General features: G+C 37.5%; 7 protein-coding genes and 1 pseudogene. All 8 read right to left on the bottom strand.

From position 1 onward, the window contains the following. Window positions 1-54: 54 nt before the first annotated feature. The 8 genes and pseudogenes from AYT27_RS00800 to AYT27_RS00765 all read right to left on the bottom strand — a co-directional run bounded on the left by AYT27_RS00800 (window position 55) and on the right by AYT27_RS00765 (window position 19,210). Window positions 55-648 (bottom strand): invasion associated locus B family protein, encoded by a 594-nt coding sequence (locus AYT27_RS00800; protein ID WP_173361571.1) that lies wholly within the window; start codon window positions 646-648, stop codon window positions 55-57. Next, window positions 645-848 carry a YadA-like family protein gene (locus AYT27_RS00795; RefSeq protein ID WP_011180105.1) on the bottom strand — a complete coding sequence of 68 codons (204 nt, stop codon included), beginning with the start codon at window positions 846-848 and terminating at the stop codon, window positions 645-647. The genes AYT27_RS00800 and AYT27_RS00795 overlap by 4 nt, the downstream gene beginning before the upstream one ends. After that, window positions 803-9,913 (bottom strand): trimeric autotransporter adhesin BapA, encoded by a 9,111-nt coding sequence (bapA, locus tag AYT27_RS08740; RefSeq protein ID WP_011180104.1) that lies wholly within the window; start codon window positions 9,911-9,913, stop codon window positions 803-805. Before bapA ends, AYT27_RS00795 begins: the two co-directional genes overlap by 46 nt. A gap of 756 nt (window positions 9,914-10,669) precedes the next feature. Continuing rightward, window positions 10,670-11,197 (bottom strand): annotated as a pseudogene (locus tag AYT27_RS00780) (YadA-like family protein); the annotation flags it as partial. A gap of 5 nt (window positions 11,198-11,202) precedes the next feature. Further along, window positions 11,203-11,334 carry a hypothetical protein gene (locus tag AYT27_RS09540; RefSeq protein WP_263283918.1) on the bottom strand — a complete coding sequence of 44 codons (132 nt, stop codon included), beginning with the start codon at window positions 11,332-11,334 and terminating at the stop codon, window positions 11,203-11,205. A 100-nt stretch (window positions 11,335-11,434) separates the two neighbouring features. Next, window positions 11,435-11,761 (bottom strand): hypothetical protein, encoded by a 327-nt coding sequence (locus tag AYT27_RS00775; RefSeq protein WP_143244294.1) that lies wholly within the window; start codon window positions 11,759-11,761, stop codon window positions 11,435-11,437. 1,373 nt (window positions 11,762-13,134) lie between these two features. After that, entirely contained in the window at window positions 13,135-18,315 is a 5,181-nt protein-coding gene (locus tag AYT27_RS00770) for a Vomp family autotransporter (RefSeq protein WP_011180102.1), read from the bottom strand. A gap of 700 nt (window positions 18,316-19,015) precedes the next feature. After that, window positions 19,016-19,210, bottom strand: a complete 195-nt coding sequence (locus AYT27_RS00765) for a hypothetical protein (RefSeq protein ID WP_034447559.1) — start codon at window positions 19,208-19,210, stop codon at window positions 19,016-19,018. Window positions 19,211-19,241 lie beyond the last annotated feature (31 nt).

Raw genomic sequence — 19,241 nt, 5'->3', positions numbered from 1 at the left:
AATGCAATGCAACAATTATGCCAAAATAATCCTACTAAAAGCAGTCTAAATAGTCTATCGTTGCAAAGAATAAACTGCTGCACTTAACCCTTTAAATGGCACAGTAAAAGAAAATATCTTTCCCTCTTTAACCTTATAGGAAATACGTACTTCTTTGTTCTGCTCTATTTGTTTACTCAGAACTGGTCCTACAGGCGACTGTGCCAAGCAGATTTCTTCATTACATTGCTTATAATGAATGAGAACAGGTTTTTTTACGCTTTCCACAAACATGCGAATAGGAACATTTGTATCAGCATTTGGCAATGTTCGAAAGAGCATTACTGCTTGACCATTTTTCGTAGAAACAAGAGACCAACTGAAAATAGTATTGCCTTCCTTATCATGGACAGTTTGCGTCACATTACATATGCCTTGCTTAAGCTTTTGTTTTTCATCACAAATTAAAGTCCAATAATAAAACTGCATAATGATTCGACGTGTTTCACCAGCTGCTCCATTAGGAATAGATAAGTGCGGTGGATGCACCGTATAAACACTATTATTTTCGTCAGCAAAACTTTCTCCCTTGCCTAATAAGGCAAGGAAGAACAGAATATTTATCAAAATACTTCGTTTTTCTATCATGATATCAGTTTTTTTTATCATTTCAGCCTCAAAGTAATCCCTGCGCCTACTCCCCAGTGACCTCCAGCATTCGTGATAGATAAATTAGAACGAATATTTCCATCTTCAGATGTATAACCAGCACCAACAGCAAATGCAGACTGACTACGCCATATGCCCGTACCAAATGAAAGACTTAAAGATCCCGGTATATCATAGTAACGTAAGTTAGATACCGCCAAACCAATAGCTGCGCCTGTCTTGCTTCTTTACGGACATCCTCAACAGCGTAACTTAAAGCCTCAAACTTCATATCTGTATAAGCTTTAGCCTCATTAACACCATTATTGACGACATCATTGAAGCGTTCATCCGTATATTTCTTCGCATCTTCAAGCACTATCTTCATCTGTTTCTCAGTATAATCACGCAACTGACCTCCATTGACTGCCTGCTTAGAGCCTTCTTTAATGTCACCATCCGCTACATTGTCTATCAATACTGGATCACTTTCACTCCCACCAACTAATTTGATTACATTCGTTTTCTTGCCAGTACTATCTTTCTCATACTTAACAGCACTATCTGCTACTGTAGCAATATCTTGTACCTTCTTCTCAATATTCTTTACATCCTTCTCAACCGCTTCAACTTTCTCATTCGTATTCCATAGTTGACTTCCATTAACGGCTTCTTTCGATTTTTCGGATACGTCACCATTCTCTACATGCGTGAGCTTACTGTCCACACCATTATGACGAGCGTCATAACCTCCCTCTGTCTCATTCCAATTTAAACTGTTCGACGAAACATTCTGGCCAGCAGTAACAACATTATTAATACGCTCGTTCATACCTGCAAGACTTTTGTTAACTCCTTCAAACGCAGCCGCTACATTATCATAGCTCTCCTTCTCACCAGAACTACCATCACTCTTGAACTGCGAAACTTGGAATTTGGGAGCTATCCATTGCCCATCTTTATAGCCAGCATTACCGCCAAAATAGGTCAATAACTGCTCGTTCAAAGAATAAAGCTGAGAACCATTGATTGCATCACGTGAATCCTTAGCAATATTACCTGCAGCGACATTATGAAGGGCAACAGCTGCAGAATCTTCACCTTTACCCAAAGTTACACTCGCATAATTAATGGTGCCAGTTTCATCTTTATTCTTATCATAATGAATAACCGCTGAATCATCAGACTGGAGATGATTAATCTGTTTGGCAATCTCACTTTTTATATTGGTGAAAGACGTACCAACTCCAGTCAAAGCTTCCGCTACATTCTGATAAGTTTGCTCTTCTTCCTTGCCTTCACCGTTAACTGTTTTAACCTTAAAGGTAGGTGCGGTCCATTCACCATTCTCATATTTAGCGTTACCACCTAAATAGGTCGCAAGCATGTTGCTCATTGAATAAAGCTGACCACCAGTAACGGCATCCGTGGAACCTTTCGAAACATTACCATCTAACAGATACGTAATCTTGCTATTTTCTTGTATCGCTTTAGATGCACCTTTTTCTAACTTGCTCTTTTCATGACGCGCCACAAAGGCATTGGCTTCATCGCTCCATAATAAGGAATCGCCTTTTACCTGTTGCGTAACATTCGTTATGCTTTGAGTAAGTTCATTAAACTTATTCGTTACATTATTATTGACATTCTTGATGTTCGTATCAAGACCCGCAAAGGCTGAACCTATATCTTTAAACTCACTCTGTTGTACATCACCCTTTGCATCAATATTCGACAACTTATAAGTTGGGCCGGTAAAAGCACCATCTTTAAAAGCTGCATCTCCACCCAAGAATTTTGCAACATCCTCACCGATTGTATGAATCTGTCCACCATTGATGGCATCACGTGAATCCTTGGAAATACTACCATCGGCGACATTATGAAGGGTAACAGCTGCAGAATCTTTACCTTTACCCAAGGTTACACTCGCATAATTAATGGTACCAGTTTCATCTTTATTCTTATCATAATGAACAACCGCTGAATCATCAGACTGGAGATGATTAATCTGTTTAGTAATTTCATTTTTCACATTCGTGAAAGACGTACCAACTCCAGTCAAAGCTTCCGCTACATTCTGATACGTCTGCTCTTCTTCCTTGCCATCTTCCTTAACTGTTTTAACCTTAAAGCTAGGTGCAGTCCATTGGCCATTCTCGTACTTAGCACCGCCGCCAAAATAGGTCGCAAGTTGCTCGTTAAGAGAATAGAGTTGACCACCGGTAACGGCATCGGTTGAGCCAGACGCAATATTTCCATCTAATAAATGTGTAATCTTACTCTTTGTCTTTGCGCTATCCTTACCATGATCAGCAACAAACGCGTTATCTTCATTGCTCCACAATAAAGCATCACCTTTTACCTGTTGCGTAACTTTACCGACTGCTTCTGTTAATTTATCTTCTACTTTCTTGATATTGGTATCAAGTTGCCCTTTGTTAACAGCTTCATTATTGTTTACTGCTTCCTTTACACCAGAAATGGTCCGAGCTTCACCACTCTTATTAGCAATATTGATTGCACTGCCTTCTATTTCTTTACCAATGGTGATGAGATTCGTAGCGAGATCTCTCTTAACAAGACTATCACCTTTTACATTGATAATCTCATTATCAATCTGTTTAGTAATCTCACTTTTTATATTGGTGAAAGACGTACCAACTCCTTCAAAAGCTGCTGCTACATTATGATACGTCTGCTCTTCTTCCTTGCCTTCACCGTTAACTGTTTTAACCTTAAAGGTAGGTGCGGTCCATTCACCATTCTCGTACTTAGCACCGCCGCCAAAATAGGTCGCAAGTTGCTCGTTCAGAGAATAAAGCTGACCACCGGTAACGGCATCCGTGGAACCTTTCGAAATATCACCATCTAACAGATACGTAATCTTGCTATTTTCTTGTGTCGCTTTAGATACGCCTTTTTCTAACTTACTCTTTTCATGACGCGCCACAAAGGCATTAGCTTCATCGCTCCATAATAAAGTATCACCTTGAACTTGTTGTGTAACATTCGTTATGTTTTGAGTAAGTTCATTAAACTTATTCGTTACATTATTATTAACTTTACTGATATTGGCATCAAGCTGGCCTTTATTAACTGCTTCATTATCGTTTACCGCTTCCTTTACACCAGAAAGAGTCCGATCTAAACCATCACGATTTGCAAAATCAACTTTCAAACCACCTCTTTCTTTACCAAGCGTAATAATACCAAGATTATCTTGCTTCACAAGACTATCGCCTTCTACTTTCGTAATTGCGTTATTAACTTGATTGGTAATTTCATTAGTAATTTTATTCTGAACATTCGTGAAAGACGTACCAACTCCAGTCAAAGCTTCCGCTACATTCTGATAAGTCTGCTCTTCTTCCTTGCCATCTCCGTTAACTGTTTTAACCTTAAAGGTAGGTGCAGTCCATTGGCCATTCTCGTACTTAGCACCGCCGCCAAAATAGGTCGCAAGTTGCTCGTTCAGAGAATAAAGCTGACCACCGGTAACGGCATCGGTTGAGCCAGACGCAATATTTCCATCTAATAAATGTGTAATCTTGCTCTTTGTCTTTGCGCTATCCTTACCATGATCAGCAACAAACGCGTTATCTTCATTGCTCCACAATAAAGCATCACCTTTTACCTGTTGCGTAACTTTACCGACTGCTTCTGTTAATTTATCTTCTACTTTCTTGATATTGGTATCAAGCTGCCCTTTGTTAACAGCTTCATTATCTTTTACTGCTTCCTTTACACCAGAAAGAGTCCGGTCAGCTTTAGAAACGCTTGCTATATTGATTTCAGTACCCGCTACTTCTTTACCAATGGTGATAAGATTCGTGGCGAGATCTTTCTTAACAAGACTATCACCTTTTACATTGCTAATCTCATTATTAATCTGTTTAGTAATCTCACTTTTTATATTGGTGAAAGACGTACCAACTCCTTCAAAAGCTGCTGCTACATTATGATACGTCTGCTCTTCTTCCTTGCCTTCACCGTTAACTGTTTTAACCTTAAAGGTAGGTGCAGTCCATTGGCCATTCTCGTACTTAGCATCGCCACCAAAATAGGTCGCAAGTTGCTCGTTCAGAGAATAAAGCTGACCACCGGTAACGGCATCCGTGGAACCTTTCGAAATATCACCATCTAACAGATACGTAATCTTGCTATTTTCTTGTGTCGCTTTAGATACGCCTTTTTCTAACTTACTCTTTTCATGACGCGCCACAAAGGCATTAGCTTCATCGCTCCATAATAAGGCATCGCCTTTTACCTGTTGCGTAACATTCGTTATGTTTTGAGTAAGTTCATTAAACTTATTCGTTACATTATTATTAACTTTACTGATATCGGCATCAAGCTGGCCTTTATTAACTGCTTCATTATCGTTTACCGCTTCCTTTACACCAGAAAGAGTCCGATCTAAACCATCACGATTTGCAAAATCAACTTTCAAACCACCTCTTTCTTTACCAAGCGTAATAATACCAAGATTATCTTGCTTCACAAGACTATCGCCTTCTACTTTCGTAATTGCGTTATTAACTTGATTGGTAATTTCATTAGTAATTTTATTCTGAACATTCATGAAAGACGCACCAACTCCAGTCAAAGCTTCCGCTACATTCTGATAAGTCTGCTCTTCTTCCTTGCCTTCACCGTTAACTGTTTTAACCTTAAAGGTAGGTGCAGTCCATTGGCCATTCTCGTACTTAGCACCGCCGCCAAAATAGGTCGCAAGTTGCTCGTTCAGAGAATAGAGTTGACCACCGGTAACGGCATCGGTTGAGCCAGACGCAATATTTCCATCTAATAAATGTGTAATCTTGCTCTTTGTCTTTGCACTATCCTTACCATGATCAGCAACAAACGCGTTATCTTCATTGCTCCACAATAAAGCATCACCTTTCACCTGTTGCGTAACTTTACCGACTGCTTCTGTTAATTTATCTTCTACTTTCTTGATATTGGTATCAAGCTGCCCTTTGTTAACAGCTTCATTATCTTTTACTGCTTCCTTAACACCAGAAAGAGTCCGGTCAGCTTTAGAAACGCTTGCTATATTGATTTCAGTACCTGCTACTTCTTTACCAATGGTGATAAGATTCGTGGCGAGATCTTTCTTAACAAGACTATCACCTGTTACACTGCTAATCTCATTAGCAATCTGTTTAGTAATCTCACTCTTTATATTTGTGAAAGACGTACCAACTCCAGTCAAAGCTTCCGCTACATTCTGATACGTCTTCTCTTCTTCCTCACCATCTTCCTTAACTGTCTTGACTTTAAAAATAGGAGCGGTCCATTGGCCATTCTCGTACTTAGCACCGCCGCCAAAATAGGTCGCAAGTTGCTCGTTCAGAGAATAAATTTGGCTACCATTGATGGCATCACGTGAATCCTTGGAAATACTACCATCAGCAACATTATGAAGGGTAACAGCTGCAGAATCTTTACCTTTACCCAAGGTTACACTCGCATAATTAATGCCACCAGTTTCATCTTTATTCTTATCATAATGAACAACCGCTGAATCATCAGACTGGAGATGATTAATCTGTTTAGTAATTTCATTTTTCACATTCGTGAAAGACGTACCAACTCCAGTCAAAGCTTCCGCTACATTCTGATAAGTCTTCTCTTCTTCCTTACCATCTTCCTTAACTGTTTTAACCTTAAAGGTAGGTGCAGTCCATTCACCATCCTCATATTTAGCGTTACCACCTAAATAAGATGCAATCTTATCACCTAATGAATAAAGCTGTTTACCTGTAATAGCATCCGTGGAATCTTTCGAAACATCACCATCTAACAGATACGTAATCTTGCTGTTTTCTTGTGTCGCTTTAGATGCACCTTTTCCTAACTTGCTCTTTTCATGACGCGCCACAAAGGCATTGGCTTCATCGCTCCATAATAAGGCATCGCCTTTTACCTGTTGCGTAACATTCGTTATGTTTTGAGTAAGTTCATTAAACTTATTCGTTACATTATTATTGACATTCTTGATGTTCGTATCAAGACCCGCAAAGGCTGAACCTATATCTTTAAACTCACTCTGTTGTACATCACCCTTTGCATCAATATTCGACAACTTATAAGTTGGGCCGGTAAAAGCACCGTTGTTAAAGCTTGCTGCTCCACCCAAGAATTTTGCAACATCCTCACCGATTGTATGAATCTGTCCGCCATTGATGGCATCATGTGAATCCTTGGAAATACTACCATCAGCGACATTATGAAGGGCAACAGGGGTCTTATCTTTACCTCCCAACGTCACGCTCGTATAATTAATGCCACCAGTTTCATCTGTCTTTTTATCATAATGAACAACTGCTGAATCTTCGGACTGGAGACTGTCAGAAAGATGCTTCAAACCTTTATCAAGCTGCCCTTTGTTAACAGCTTCATTATCTTTTACTGCTTCCTTAACACCAGAAAGAGTCCGGTCAGCTTTAGAAACGCTTGCTATATTGATTTCAGTACCTGCTACTTCTTTACCAATGGTGATAAGATTCGTATCGAGATCTTTCTTAACAAGACTATCACCTGTTACATTGCTAATCTCATTAGCAATCTGTTTAGTAATCTCACTTTTTATATTGGTGAAAGACGTACCAACTCCAGTCAAAGCTTCCGCTACATTCTGATACGTCTTCTCTTCTTCCTCACCATCTTCCTTAACTGTCTTGACTGTAAAAGTTGGAGCAGTCCATTTGCCTTCCTTATTATAACCAGCACCGCCACCAAAATAGGTCGCAAGTTGCTCGTTCAGAGAATAAATTTGGCTACCATTGATTGCATCATGTGAATCCTTAGCAATATTACCTGCAGCGACATTATGAAGGGTAACAGCTGCAGAATCTTTACCTTTACCCAAGGTTACACTCGCATAATTAATACTGCCGTTTTTATCATCTTTATCATAATGAACAACCGCTGAATCATCAGACTGGAGATGATTAATCTGTTTAGTAATTTCATTTTTCACATTCGTGAAAGACGTACCAACTCCTTCAAAAGCCGCTGCTACATTATGATACGTCTGCTCTTCTTCCTTACCATCTTCCTTAACTGTTTTAACCTTAAAGGTAGGTGCAGTCCATTCACCATTCTCATATTTAGCGTTACCACCTAAATAAGATGCAATCTTATCACCTAATGAATAAAGCTGTTTACCTGTAATAGCATCCGTGGAATCTTTCGAAACATCACCATCTAACAGATACGTAATCTTGCTGTTTTCTTGTGTCGCTTTAGATGCGCCTTTTTCTAACTTACTCTTTTCATGACGCGCCACAAAGGCATTAGCTTCATCGCTCCATAATAAGGCATCGCCTTCCACTTTAGTAATCGCATTATTAACTTGTTCAGTCACTTTATTCTGAACATTGGTGATGGAACTTCCAACTCCAGCCAAGGCATCCGCTACATTCTGATACGTCTTCTCTTCTTCCTTGCCTTCACCGGTAACAGTTTTAACTTTAAATGTCGGAGCAGTCCATTCACCATCTTCATATTTGGCATCACCTCCAAAAGTCTTAGCTATATTCGTGGCTGCTGTTTGGAGATTATCTGATACAGTTTTCACATTTTGATTTGTAGTAAATAGCTGTGAACCGGTGATAGCTTCACTCGAGTCTTTTGAGATGTCACCCTCCTTTATGCCCATGAGAGTACGCTTATCACTTTTGTTATTAGCAATATTGATTGTATCGCCATCTGTATCCTTACCAATGGTAAGGTATTTTGTATCGCTATCCTGTTTCACAAAGCCACTGGCTGCTACTTGTTCTTTGACTTCTGTTTCAATTTTCTTCAGTTGTCCAAAGTTTACTGCATCGTTCGCATCAGTACCCTCTGCTACGCCTGTAATTTTTTGACTACCAGCATTAATACCTGAAGCGGTGATTTGTGGTCCGTTTGCAATAAATAAACCTGTTTCATTTAAAGTAACACCGTCTAATTTTATGCTCTTTAACGTGAGATCCCTAGCGACATCAAAGGTTACATTATTCTTTTTTCCATCTTTTGCAATTTTGAGATTTTTACTTCCAGATGACAAATCTAATGCACCACCTGAACTAACAACTGTATTATTGTCATTATTAACAGTAAGATTCCAACCTCCTTTTTCTGATATCATTCCCCTTAATGCTTTTAGCTGTGCAACATTTACTGCATCAGTGTCTTCAGTACCAGCTGCAACTCCTATAATTTGTCGCGTTAAGCCTTCTTTACGATTACCAACACTAACAGCACCTACAGAGCTTTTCCATACAAAACTAACGTTTTTCGATGGCTCATCCTCCACAGGATCATAACCTCTAACGCCAGCATCAACATCAGCAACAGAATAAGAACCCAAGGCAACACTTTTCAAGAGAAGAGCACGGGATTTAGCACCAATAGCAACTGCATAGTGCTGAAAACCAACAGAATCAGAACCTATAGAAATCGCTTTCAGACCCTGCGCTACAGCTGAACCGATCTTATTATCACTGCCCTGTTTTAAGCCACCACCTATCGCAATAGATTCTTCACCGTAAGCGTTGGCCCGCGTCCCTATAGCAACACTACGAGCACCAGCTGCCTTTGAGAGTCCACCCAAAGAAACTCCAGCCTCTCCCGTCGCTTCTGACCCTACACCAATAGCAACACTTACCCTTCCACTTGCAAGTGCAGCAACACCAAAAGCTTGCGACCCCCCAGTAAGTGCAGTTGCATTTGCACCAAATGCAACTGAATAATTCCCCTGCGCAGAAGAACCACAACCAGTTGCAAAAGAATATATACCATAAGCCTCAGGCAAGATATTTTTATCACCGTCAGTCGACTTCCCTCCCATATAACCCGAACCTTTGCTTGTTAGCCCATCACCAGTCCAAACTTGTTGCTCTGAACTCTGACTATAAGGAGAAGTAGCATTATTCATTAATTTTTGTTTGACAAATCTCTCATATTCTTCTTCTACACTTATTGGAATCCCATTACGTACAGTAGAATTGCCTCCACGACCAAGAACATAATCCGCACCGCAAAAATCATCATCACCAGAGAGAACAATACTACCATGGCTACCTTTAGAGTAATTTACACCTGGAGAGTTTTGACTCAGATTCTTTGCTCCTGTAAGCGCAAGATTCGAAGCCAATACAGGAGATGCACCCAATAAGAACATAACTGTTACAGTTTCCAATGAGAGCTTCATTAACAAAGATAAACGTCGAGAAATAGGCGAAGCATATAAATTATATTGTCTCTTTGATGTGACAGATAATTTTTTCATAATAAATTCTCCAATGAAAAAAATTACAAAGCACATCCAAAACATAAAAAAGACACATTTTAGTATTACCTACTCCCTTGTAATGAGGATTGAAATAAGGAGGGTGATCAAATTGGGAGCGTGTTGAGTCTTTATTTTTATTTTGTGTGTACTTTCTGTAATGAAATCTAGATGCGAAAGCTTGGTAGGAAGCGTGTAAATGGCGCATTTGGATTGTAAGAGGGGTTGATTGGCTGTTTTTGTTGTGTACTTAAAAAAGAATTTTTCTGTTTTAAATATTAAGACGTTTTACGTTAGGGTGGTGTTGTTTAAATAATATTTTAATCATTCTTTTATTGCTATGTGTTTTATTAAAAAGTTTTTTCATTAAGGAGCATCTTTTCTTAATAATAAGAGAATCTGAAGAATATTTAAAAGAAATCTGTCTGTTTAGTTGATTTCTGTTACGAGTGTTTCTTTATATTGAGTGTGATGCGGTATGTAAATTTGCTTTTAGAGTGGCGTTTCGTCTTTTACGCATTACTTCATCCCCTTTTGAAGTCTAATTAAAATGAGTATTACTAATATACCTTTTGTATCACTATCCGCTATTGAGTAAAATAGCAAGCTAAAATTTTTAGTTCATAATAAAAACAGTACTTTTTGTGAACAATACGATTCCTTTTCAAAAAAAACAACACACTTCTATAAAAGCTTACACTCTGTAAATTCAGTAAAAAATAGATTAACTGCTTATAAAAAAGCTATTTAATCTTATCAATTCAGCTTTATTCTTAAGCCAGCTCCTATGTCCCAATGACTATCAGCACTCGTGATAGATAAATTAGAACGAATATTGCCATCTTCAGATGTATAACCAACACCAATAGCAAATGCAGACTGATTACGCCATATACCCGTACCAAATGAAAGACTTAAAGATCCCGGTATATCATAGTAACGTAAGTTGGACACTGCCAAACCCATAGCTACCGCCTGTCTTGCTGCTTTCCGAACATCCTCAACCACGTAGCTTAACGTTTCAAACTTCATATCCGTATAAGATTTCGCTTCATTAACTCCATTGCTTACTCTATCCTTGACCTGCTCATCCGTATATTTCTTCGCATCATCAAGCACTATCTTCATCTGTTGCTCAGTATAATCACGCAACTGACCTCCATTGACTGCCTGCTTAGAGTCTGCTTCAATTTTACCATCTGCTACATTGTCTATCAATACTGGCTCACTTTCACTCCCACCTACTAACGTGACCTTATTCGTTTTCTTACCATCAGCATCTCTTCGTTTTAAAACACCTCTGCCTTAGAGCCAATAACAACACTGCCAACGACTTTTGCATTAACATTATTACCAAAAATGACACTGTTTCTCGATACATTACGTTGCATTTTTGAGAATGAATCACTGGTATTAGACACATTAATAATCCCTTGTATCTTCATCATTTTGTTTAAGCTGTTGAGGAGACAAATTATTTCGAATAAACAACTGCAGACTGATGATAGATTGTTTCTTTTTTTACTTTATACATACCGCTCTTTTCGATCGGTTACTGCCATCTGCTATAAGAGTATTTACAACAAAATTATCACCGCTCACATCAAAAAGGGTTCTGATTAAAAAATTTGCATAGTCGTTCAAAGTATTAACTTCTGGTGCCAGTGCCATATTCAGCATTGCTACATACTTATCTTTTTGTACATCAAGAGTCCCCAAACAACCGATAGAAGCATCATAAACAGAGATAACATTTTGGGAATAAACTACAGCAACGCTCTTTATATTTGTAGAAACTCCTTCTCTTGAATCAAGATTTTTTGAAAAAATAGGAGAAATACTCGACAAAAGTGCAGCTATTGAAGACAATGACAGAATTCTAATAAAAGTAAAATGAAAGAATTTTAAATCATTCCCTACTAATTTTATATATATTTTTTTTCATAACAAATTTCCCAATGAAAAAAATTTTAATATAAACACAAAAGACATATTTAAGTGCTTGGTGAATTCTTAAATGTAGTTTTTTCTAACATATCAAAAATTTAGAACGTAATTAAAAAGGTAAAAATTTTATATTTTTAAATGTTAAAGTAAGTGTGTTTTGCTTTTCTTAAGGAAAGGGGATTTGTACTTTTGTGTATTTGTTAAAATTTGCTTAATTCTTAACTTATTGGTTATTTTTTTGCAAATGGAATACTATTTTCTTAGTTTTTAATTCATCACTTTTTATTTAGAGAGTCAGTACTAGAATTTTAAAAGGGTATTCTCTTTTTTTAGCAAAGTGCTAAAGAAAGATGTTTTTATGAGTGAAATAAGTCAATATTATAAGACTGGTGGTTTTTCCTGAAAATACACAATGGGGCATTATTGTTAATCCCTAAATCCTATGCTTATGCCTTATTTCTTTCCTGAACTATTAAAATTAGAATGCGTATTGCTGTTTTAACGAGTATCACCAATAACACGTGCATGTTTGAGTGAACTACATGTAACTATTAAATGCAGCCTTAACTTTTCCAGTAAGTAAAAAAAACTTTATTACCTTTATTGCCCTCCTTCAAGCGCCAAAATACCAGAGAATCGTGTTTCGTCATCAACACTATAATTTTGCATTGCCTTCAGCATATAATGAACACTCAATTGTTATTATTTGATGTTGGCTCTTATTTGTTTGTAAACATAGATGTACTTACACTCTTTCCTCCCATAATCCCAACAAAACTTCCAAGAGCAATACTCAACAAGATTATAGCAACTGCTAAACCTATGAAAATACCATCATAAAAGACAAACAATAACACGAAAATTTAAATTATTGTTAGCGAATGTAGCATATCATTTTTATCATCTCTTTAGTAAAGAAATAAAAATATATTTAAAAACATATTTTTCTCCACCAGAGGGTTGGTAGTAAATTTACAATTTTATGGAGAGTAAAGGAGAACTGATTTTTTCTATCTACAAAATACTCAAAGCTGCTTAGCATTAAAATTTTAAAGCAGAAAATAATGAACGTGTAATTTATTAAAAAATTGTATTTCTTATAAATTTCGTTTTCTTTAATGAGAATATAGGTTTTTTCTGTTTTTTAGACCCTTATTTATAATTATATATTTTTAAAATTACATATGCGTATTTTTTACAGACATAAAAATAATCCACCCCTGCCTCATAAAACAAGGGTGAATGAAATTTTTACTCAAGTGTTTTGTTTATTATCAGTTCAGTGTCATATTGAATCCCGCACCTATACCCCAATGCCCACCAGAAGTAGTGATAGATAGATTCGATCGAATAGATCCACTCTCAGATGTATAACCAGCACCAAAGGCAAATGCAGATTGACTACGCCATAAGCCGCTACCAAATCCAACACTTAATTTTCCAGGTGTATCATTGTAGCGTAAGTTGGATACTGCTAAACCAATAGCTGCTGCCTGTCTTGCTTCTTTTCGCACATTTTCTATGCTATAATTTAAAGCCTCAAACTTCATATTGGTATAGTTATTAGCACGTTCAACGGCATCGTCAATCGCATCGATAACGATATTGTTCACCCGTTGATCTGTGTAGTGCTTTGATTCATCAAGAACGATTTTCATTTGTTCTTTGGTGTAATCATGGAGCTGCCCACCATTTACAGCTTCTTTCGAACCTTTTTCAATTTTACCATCAGCTACATTATCAATCATAACAGGCTCACTCGGATCGCCACCTTTCAAAGTGATTTTATTGGTTTTTTGACCTTTTTCATCTCTGTCATATCGAACAGCATCCTCAGCAATGTTGTTAACCTTATTATCAATAGTATCAACTTTGTTTTCAATGTTGATAACCGTGTCACCAATATCGGCAATCGTATTGGAAATGTTATCAACTTTTTTGTCGATAATCTTAACATGATTTTCAACATCCGTAACACGATTTTCAACCTTTGTAACACGCTCATTGGTTTTCCAAAGTTGTCCACCATTCACTGCGTCTTTAGAACCTTCTGCAATTTTACCATCGACTACATTGATAATCTTACTTGGTTGACCATTGCGACCAGCATCATAAGCATTTTTATCCTTATTCCACTTTAAAGCATCTGAATCGACCTTATTGATGACATCATCAATACGGTTATTAATATTTGACATGCCGCTATTAATACCATCAAAAGCCTCAGCAACTGTATTATAGCTATTCTTAACAATTCGACCATTCGCGTCAACTTGAACAATCTCAAAACTAGGCGCCGTCCATTTGCCATTCTCATACTTAGCACCACCGCCAAAATAAGCAGCAAGCTTGTTGCTCATGACATAAAGCTGATTACCCGTAATAGCATCCGTGGAACCTTTAGAAATGTTACCATCCAAAAGAGACTTAAGTTTGCTCTTCGTTTTCTTTCCATCTTTTTCATGAAGTGCAACAAACGCCTGCTCATCTTCGCTCCAAAGTAAGGCATCTTTAGAAATACCTTTTATACTTTTATCAAGTTGGTCTTTGTTAACAGCTTCATCACCATTCTCCGCCGCTTTCACACCAGAAATAGTACGTCCTAAACCGCCAACGCCTGCAACACTAATTTTAGTTCCAGCTGTTTTGGCACCAATGGTGATAACACCTGAAATTCCTTCTTGTTGTACAAGGTTATTTTCCTTCATTTCAATAATCTTATCATCAAGATTTTTAATGGAAATATTTACACCAGTGAAAGCAGAACCAACATCACGGTATGTTTCACCACTAATAACATAGGTCGGTGCTAAACCATCAAGTACATTTGCACCACCACCAAAATAATTCGATATATTCTCATGTACATCATTTAAAGTATTAATGAGATTAGAAACAGTTTGATTAGTAGTGAAGAGCTGTGAACCATTTACAGCTTCAGTTGAATTTTCTTTAAGCTCTGCTGCCTTCACACCGGAAATTGTTCGATCACTGCCGTTACTATTGGCAATACTGATTTTTGTACCACCTTTTTGCGCACCAATAGTGATCAGATTCTGCCCATCAACCCATTTAACAAGACTATTGCTTGTCACACTGTTAATCTGATTATGAATATCTGTGATAGAAGCATCAATCTCATTAAAAGCAGATCCAACATCATTATATTTATTATTCTGAATAATATAAGTTGGAGCCTTACCAGCAATCACGTCTGCACCACCGCCAAAATATTTTGATATATCTTTATGTACACCATTTAAAGTCTCAATGAGATTAGCAACTGTTTGATTGGTCTTAAAGAGTTGCGAACCATTTATGGCATCTGTTGAGTTAACATCAATATCGCCATCCTTCAAAAACGTAATCTTGCTGTTTGTTTTACGCCCTTCTCCATGAAGTGCAACAAAAGCTTTTTCCTCATCACTCCACAGTAAAGCATCTTTAGAAAAATCAGCAAATTTCTGATCAAATTTATTATCTACATATGTTAGACGACTATTTACATTTTTGACATTCGCATCAAGCCCTGTCAAAGCATCACCAACATTTTCAAAGACTTTCTGTTCTATACTACCATCCGCAGAAACAAAGGATAAATTATATCTTGGACCTACAAAAGTGCCATTTTCAAATGCTGCATCTCCACCAAAATATTTCGCAACATCTCCAGATATTTTGTTAATTTGGCTACCATTGATTGCATCTTTTGAATCCTCACCGAGGCCACCATCAGCAACACCAGAAATAACTCGATTTTGATTGTTAATATTTGCAATATTAATTTTGGTGCCTTCTTTTTCCTTACCAACAGTGATAAGCTGCTCCTCTTCATCCCATTTAACGAGGCTATTTCCGGCTATCTGATTTTTTACTTCGTTCAACTGTGCAACATTTACTGCATCATTCTCATTAGTACCCTTTTGTACTCCTGTAATTTTTGTATTGGCAGCATTAATGCCACCCTTGGTCATATTTGGACCATCCTTGATCATGAAACCGGCATTACTCATGCTGCTCAGCCCCGTTTCTACACGACCAACTTTAATATATTCACTTAAATCAAAGGATACTTTATTGTCCCTGCTTTTGACAATTTTTATATTTGTGTTCTCACTTTCATTATTATCATCCTCTTTCTGCTTAACTGCAAAAAGATCCACTGTACTTCCAGCCTTAACATTTATAGTATCTGTACCATTGACAGAAAGCTTCCAACCTCCTGCTTCCGATATCAATTCTCTCACCTCATTCAGCTGGGCAACATTCACTGCATCTGTATTGTCAGTCCCCTTTTCAACCTCTGTAATCTTTTTCTTACCAGCAGAAATACCATCAATAGTTATCCTTGGTCCCTTATCACCATCAAACAAAAAGCCATCATCACTCATCTTGCTTCTGCCTGCGGTAACACTCGTCACTGTAATATTATCAGCTAAATCAAATGTTACATTGCGGTCATTATCTCCTACAATCTTGATATTCTGGCTACCTTCTTTGCCAGCTGACTGTAAGTTCACTGTATCGTTTTGTCCAATAGATATACCATTTCCACCATTAACAGAAAGCTGCCAATGCGTTGTAGCAGCATCTCTTATCTCTTTCAGCTGTTTATAATTCACTGCATCAGCATCTTTAGTCCCCTCTGCTACTCCTGTAATCTGCTTGCCCCCAGCATGAATACCTCCTTTTGTTACCCTTGGACCATCTTTAATCATTAAACCTGCGTTACTTAAAGAGGTTATTCCTGTTTCTACACGATTCACTTTAATATAGTCATTTAAGTCAAAAGATACTTTATTGTTTTCGTCTTTCACAATTCTAATGTTTGCATTATCAGTGTCGCTGCCATCATCATCTTTATGCTTAACGGCAAAAAGATCCACTGTGCTGTTTGCCTTAACATCTGTAGTATCCGCACCATTCACAGAAAGCTTCCAACCGCCTCCTTTAATTCCTGATGTAAATTCCTTCAGCTGCTTGAAATTCACTGCATCAGTATCATCTTCTCCGGCTTTCACTCCTGTGATTACTTTATCGCCAGCATCAATACCATCCACAGTTATTTTGGCCCCATTAGCAAATATAAAGCCATCCTCACTCATAGAGTTTTGACCTGTTGTGACGCTCGTTAACTTAAGATTATCATTCAAAGTGAATTCAATTTTATGCTTATTATCTACAGTATTTTTTGCAATCGTTAAGTTATCTTTTCCTGCGTCACTATTTTTCACTGAAAAATCTACTGTATCGCTTGGATTAACATTTGTAGGATCTGTATCGTTAGCAGAAATTTTCCAAGCCCCTGCTACCACATCTTTCATAGCTCTTAATTGTGCTACATTCACAGCATCAGTATCGTTAGTACCAGCAGCAACCCCTGTAATTTGCCGAGTTATCTGCCCATTAACATCACCAACACTAAAAGCCCCTGCAGTACTTTTCCATGCTATACTACTATCTGTTATCGGAGCATTTGCTGCAGGATCGTAACCAAAAACACCCTTTTCAACACGAGAGACAGATGCCCCACCTACCGCAACACCATCCTTGACAAGTGCCTGTGCATTTGCACCAATAGCAACAGTATCATCCATTTTAGCGTAAGTATGTGTACCTATAGCAATTGCATTTTCAGCCTCTGCTATTACTCTTCTGTTAGGATCTTCTTCGGTTCTGTCAGAATTCCTACTACCTATCGCAATAGATCCCGAAGCTTTAGCTTCAGCTTCTAAACCTATAGCAATTGCATAATTTTTTTCTGCTTTTGTCTTTGTTCCTAAAGCAATACTACTTTTACCAGAAGCGGTTGCAAGTCCACCAATAGCAACCGCAGAATCCCCTGATGCTTCTGAACTAACACCCATGGCAACACTTGCTTTTCCGCTTGCAAGTGCAGAAACACCAAAAGCTTGTGCTCCACCAGCCTTTGTAGTTGCACCAGCACCAAATGCTGTTGAATAATTCCCTGTTGCCGCAGCTCCACAACCGGTTACAAAAGAATAAACACCATAAGCTTCAGGCATAATATTTGGAGATCCTCCAGTGTTTGTTCCCATATAAGCACCTTCTGGGGTTAAAATACCCTCACTTTGCCAGGTAACCTTTTTAGTGGTCGTGCCATAAGGATGACGACCGTTGTTATCTGCTTGGTTATTGATGAAATTTTCATACTGTTGTTCTGCAGTTATTTTATTATTAAGACTCTCCTGTTGCTTACCCCCACGACCAACAACATTATCCACACCACAAAAGTCATCATCACCAGCAAAAACAATACTGCCATGACTACCAAATTGATACGATACACTGGCAGCACCTGTACTCTCAATAACCCCGCCTCTTATCGCAAGATTAGCAGCGAAAACAGGAGAGACACTCGATAAAAGCGCTGCCATTGCTGTTCCCAATGAGACAGCTTTAGCCCAATTTTGTGTTGAATATAATTTTTTCATAAGAACCTCCTCCAACAGAGTCCAATAGCATCACAAGGCGCAAAAACTCTCATGGCAAAACCCCTGTTCGCGCACCCCAAAAACCAACAAATAAAGATAAAATCTATCCCCCCGTGATACCGATATTCACTACGGCATCATCCTAAAGTCTCTGCAAAAACATTGAATCTAGAAAAGTCCCCAACCCTTTTAGCTAGAGGGATTCAAGCTAAAAAATAAAGCAAAACACAAGCTTTAAGAATATTACATAATCTCCATCCAAAAAATCGTGATTCATTTCATAACAAAAATAGCTTCATGAAAGAGCAATTCTATCTTTCAGATAAAGCGCACAATAAAAATGGCAAGAGTATGAAAAATAATTTTTCATAAATTTGCAAAAATACTTTCCAATAAATCTAAAGAGAGGTATTTTATGATAACTGTTCTTATAAACATAAACTTATAAATTTTTTAAAATTCTTACACAATGTAAAAAAGAATGCTTATCATGATAAAAACATTATTCACTATAAAATAACATGCTTATAATACAATATGTTCTTTTTGTAGGAAGCTTTACCAACATAATTCAGCGATTTCTAAAGAAAAATTTCGCTCTTTTAATTCCATGCTCTTCATGAAAAAGATAAAAGTTCTATAAAATTTCTTTTGTCCTGCTCTACCTTTATGTCTTTTGAACTTCATTCATCTATGGCAATCAAATTGCTGCCATAATCATTTTCATTGCTGTATGGATTTTATAGAACACCACTAAACGAAAAAGAGCTATTTTTAATTCTTTCCCCCAATAACCAGTTATATTTTCAGTGTTATCAGTATCATTTTCTTCATCCAAAGAATGTTTCAGGATTCGTGCTATAAATATCATCTTTTTTTGAAAAAAATTTTCCATTTATTAGCTTGTACACAAGCCGCAACTCTTT

Source organism: Bartonella henselae str. Houston-1 (genome assembly GCF_000046705.1).
GTDB lineage: Bacteria > Pseudomonadota > Alphaproteobacteria > Rhizobiales > Rhizobiaceae > Bartonella > Bartonella henselae.
Note: the sequence above shows the minus strand (reverse complement) of the source record. Positions and strands in the feature narration are given on the sequence as shown.

Coding starts and splice junctions, on each gene's coding strand:
- AYT27_RS00770 (WP_011180102.1), bottom strand. CDS start 18,315: ATGAAAAAATTATATTCAACACAAAATTGGGCTAAAGCTGTCTCATTG.
- AYT27_RS00765 (WP_034447559.1), bottom strand. CDS start 19,210: ATGGAAAATTTTTTTCAAAAAAAGATGATATTTATAGCACGAATCCTG.
- AYT27_RS00800 (WP_173361571.1), bottom strand. CDS start 648: ATGATAAAAAAAACTGATATCATGATAGAAAAACGAAGTATTTTGATA.
- bapA (WP_011180104.1), bottom strand. CDS start 9,913: ATGAAAAAATTATCTGTCACATCAAAGAGACAATATAATTTATATGCT.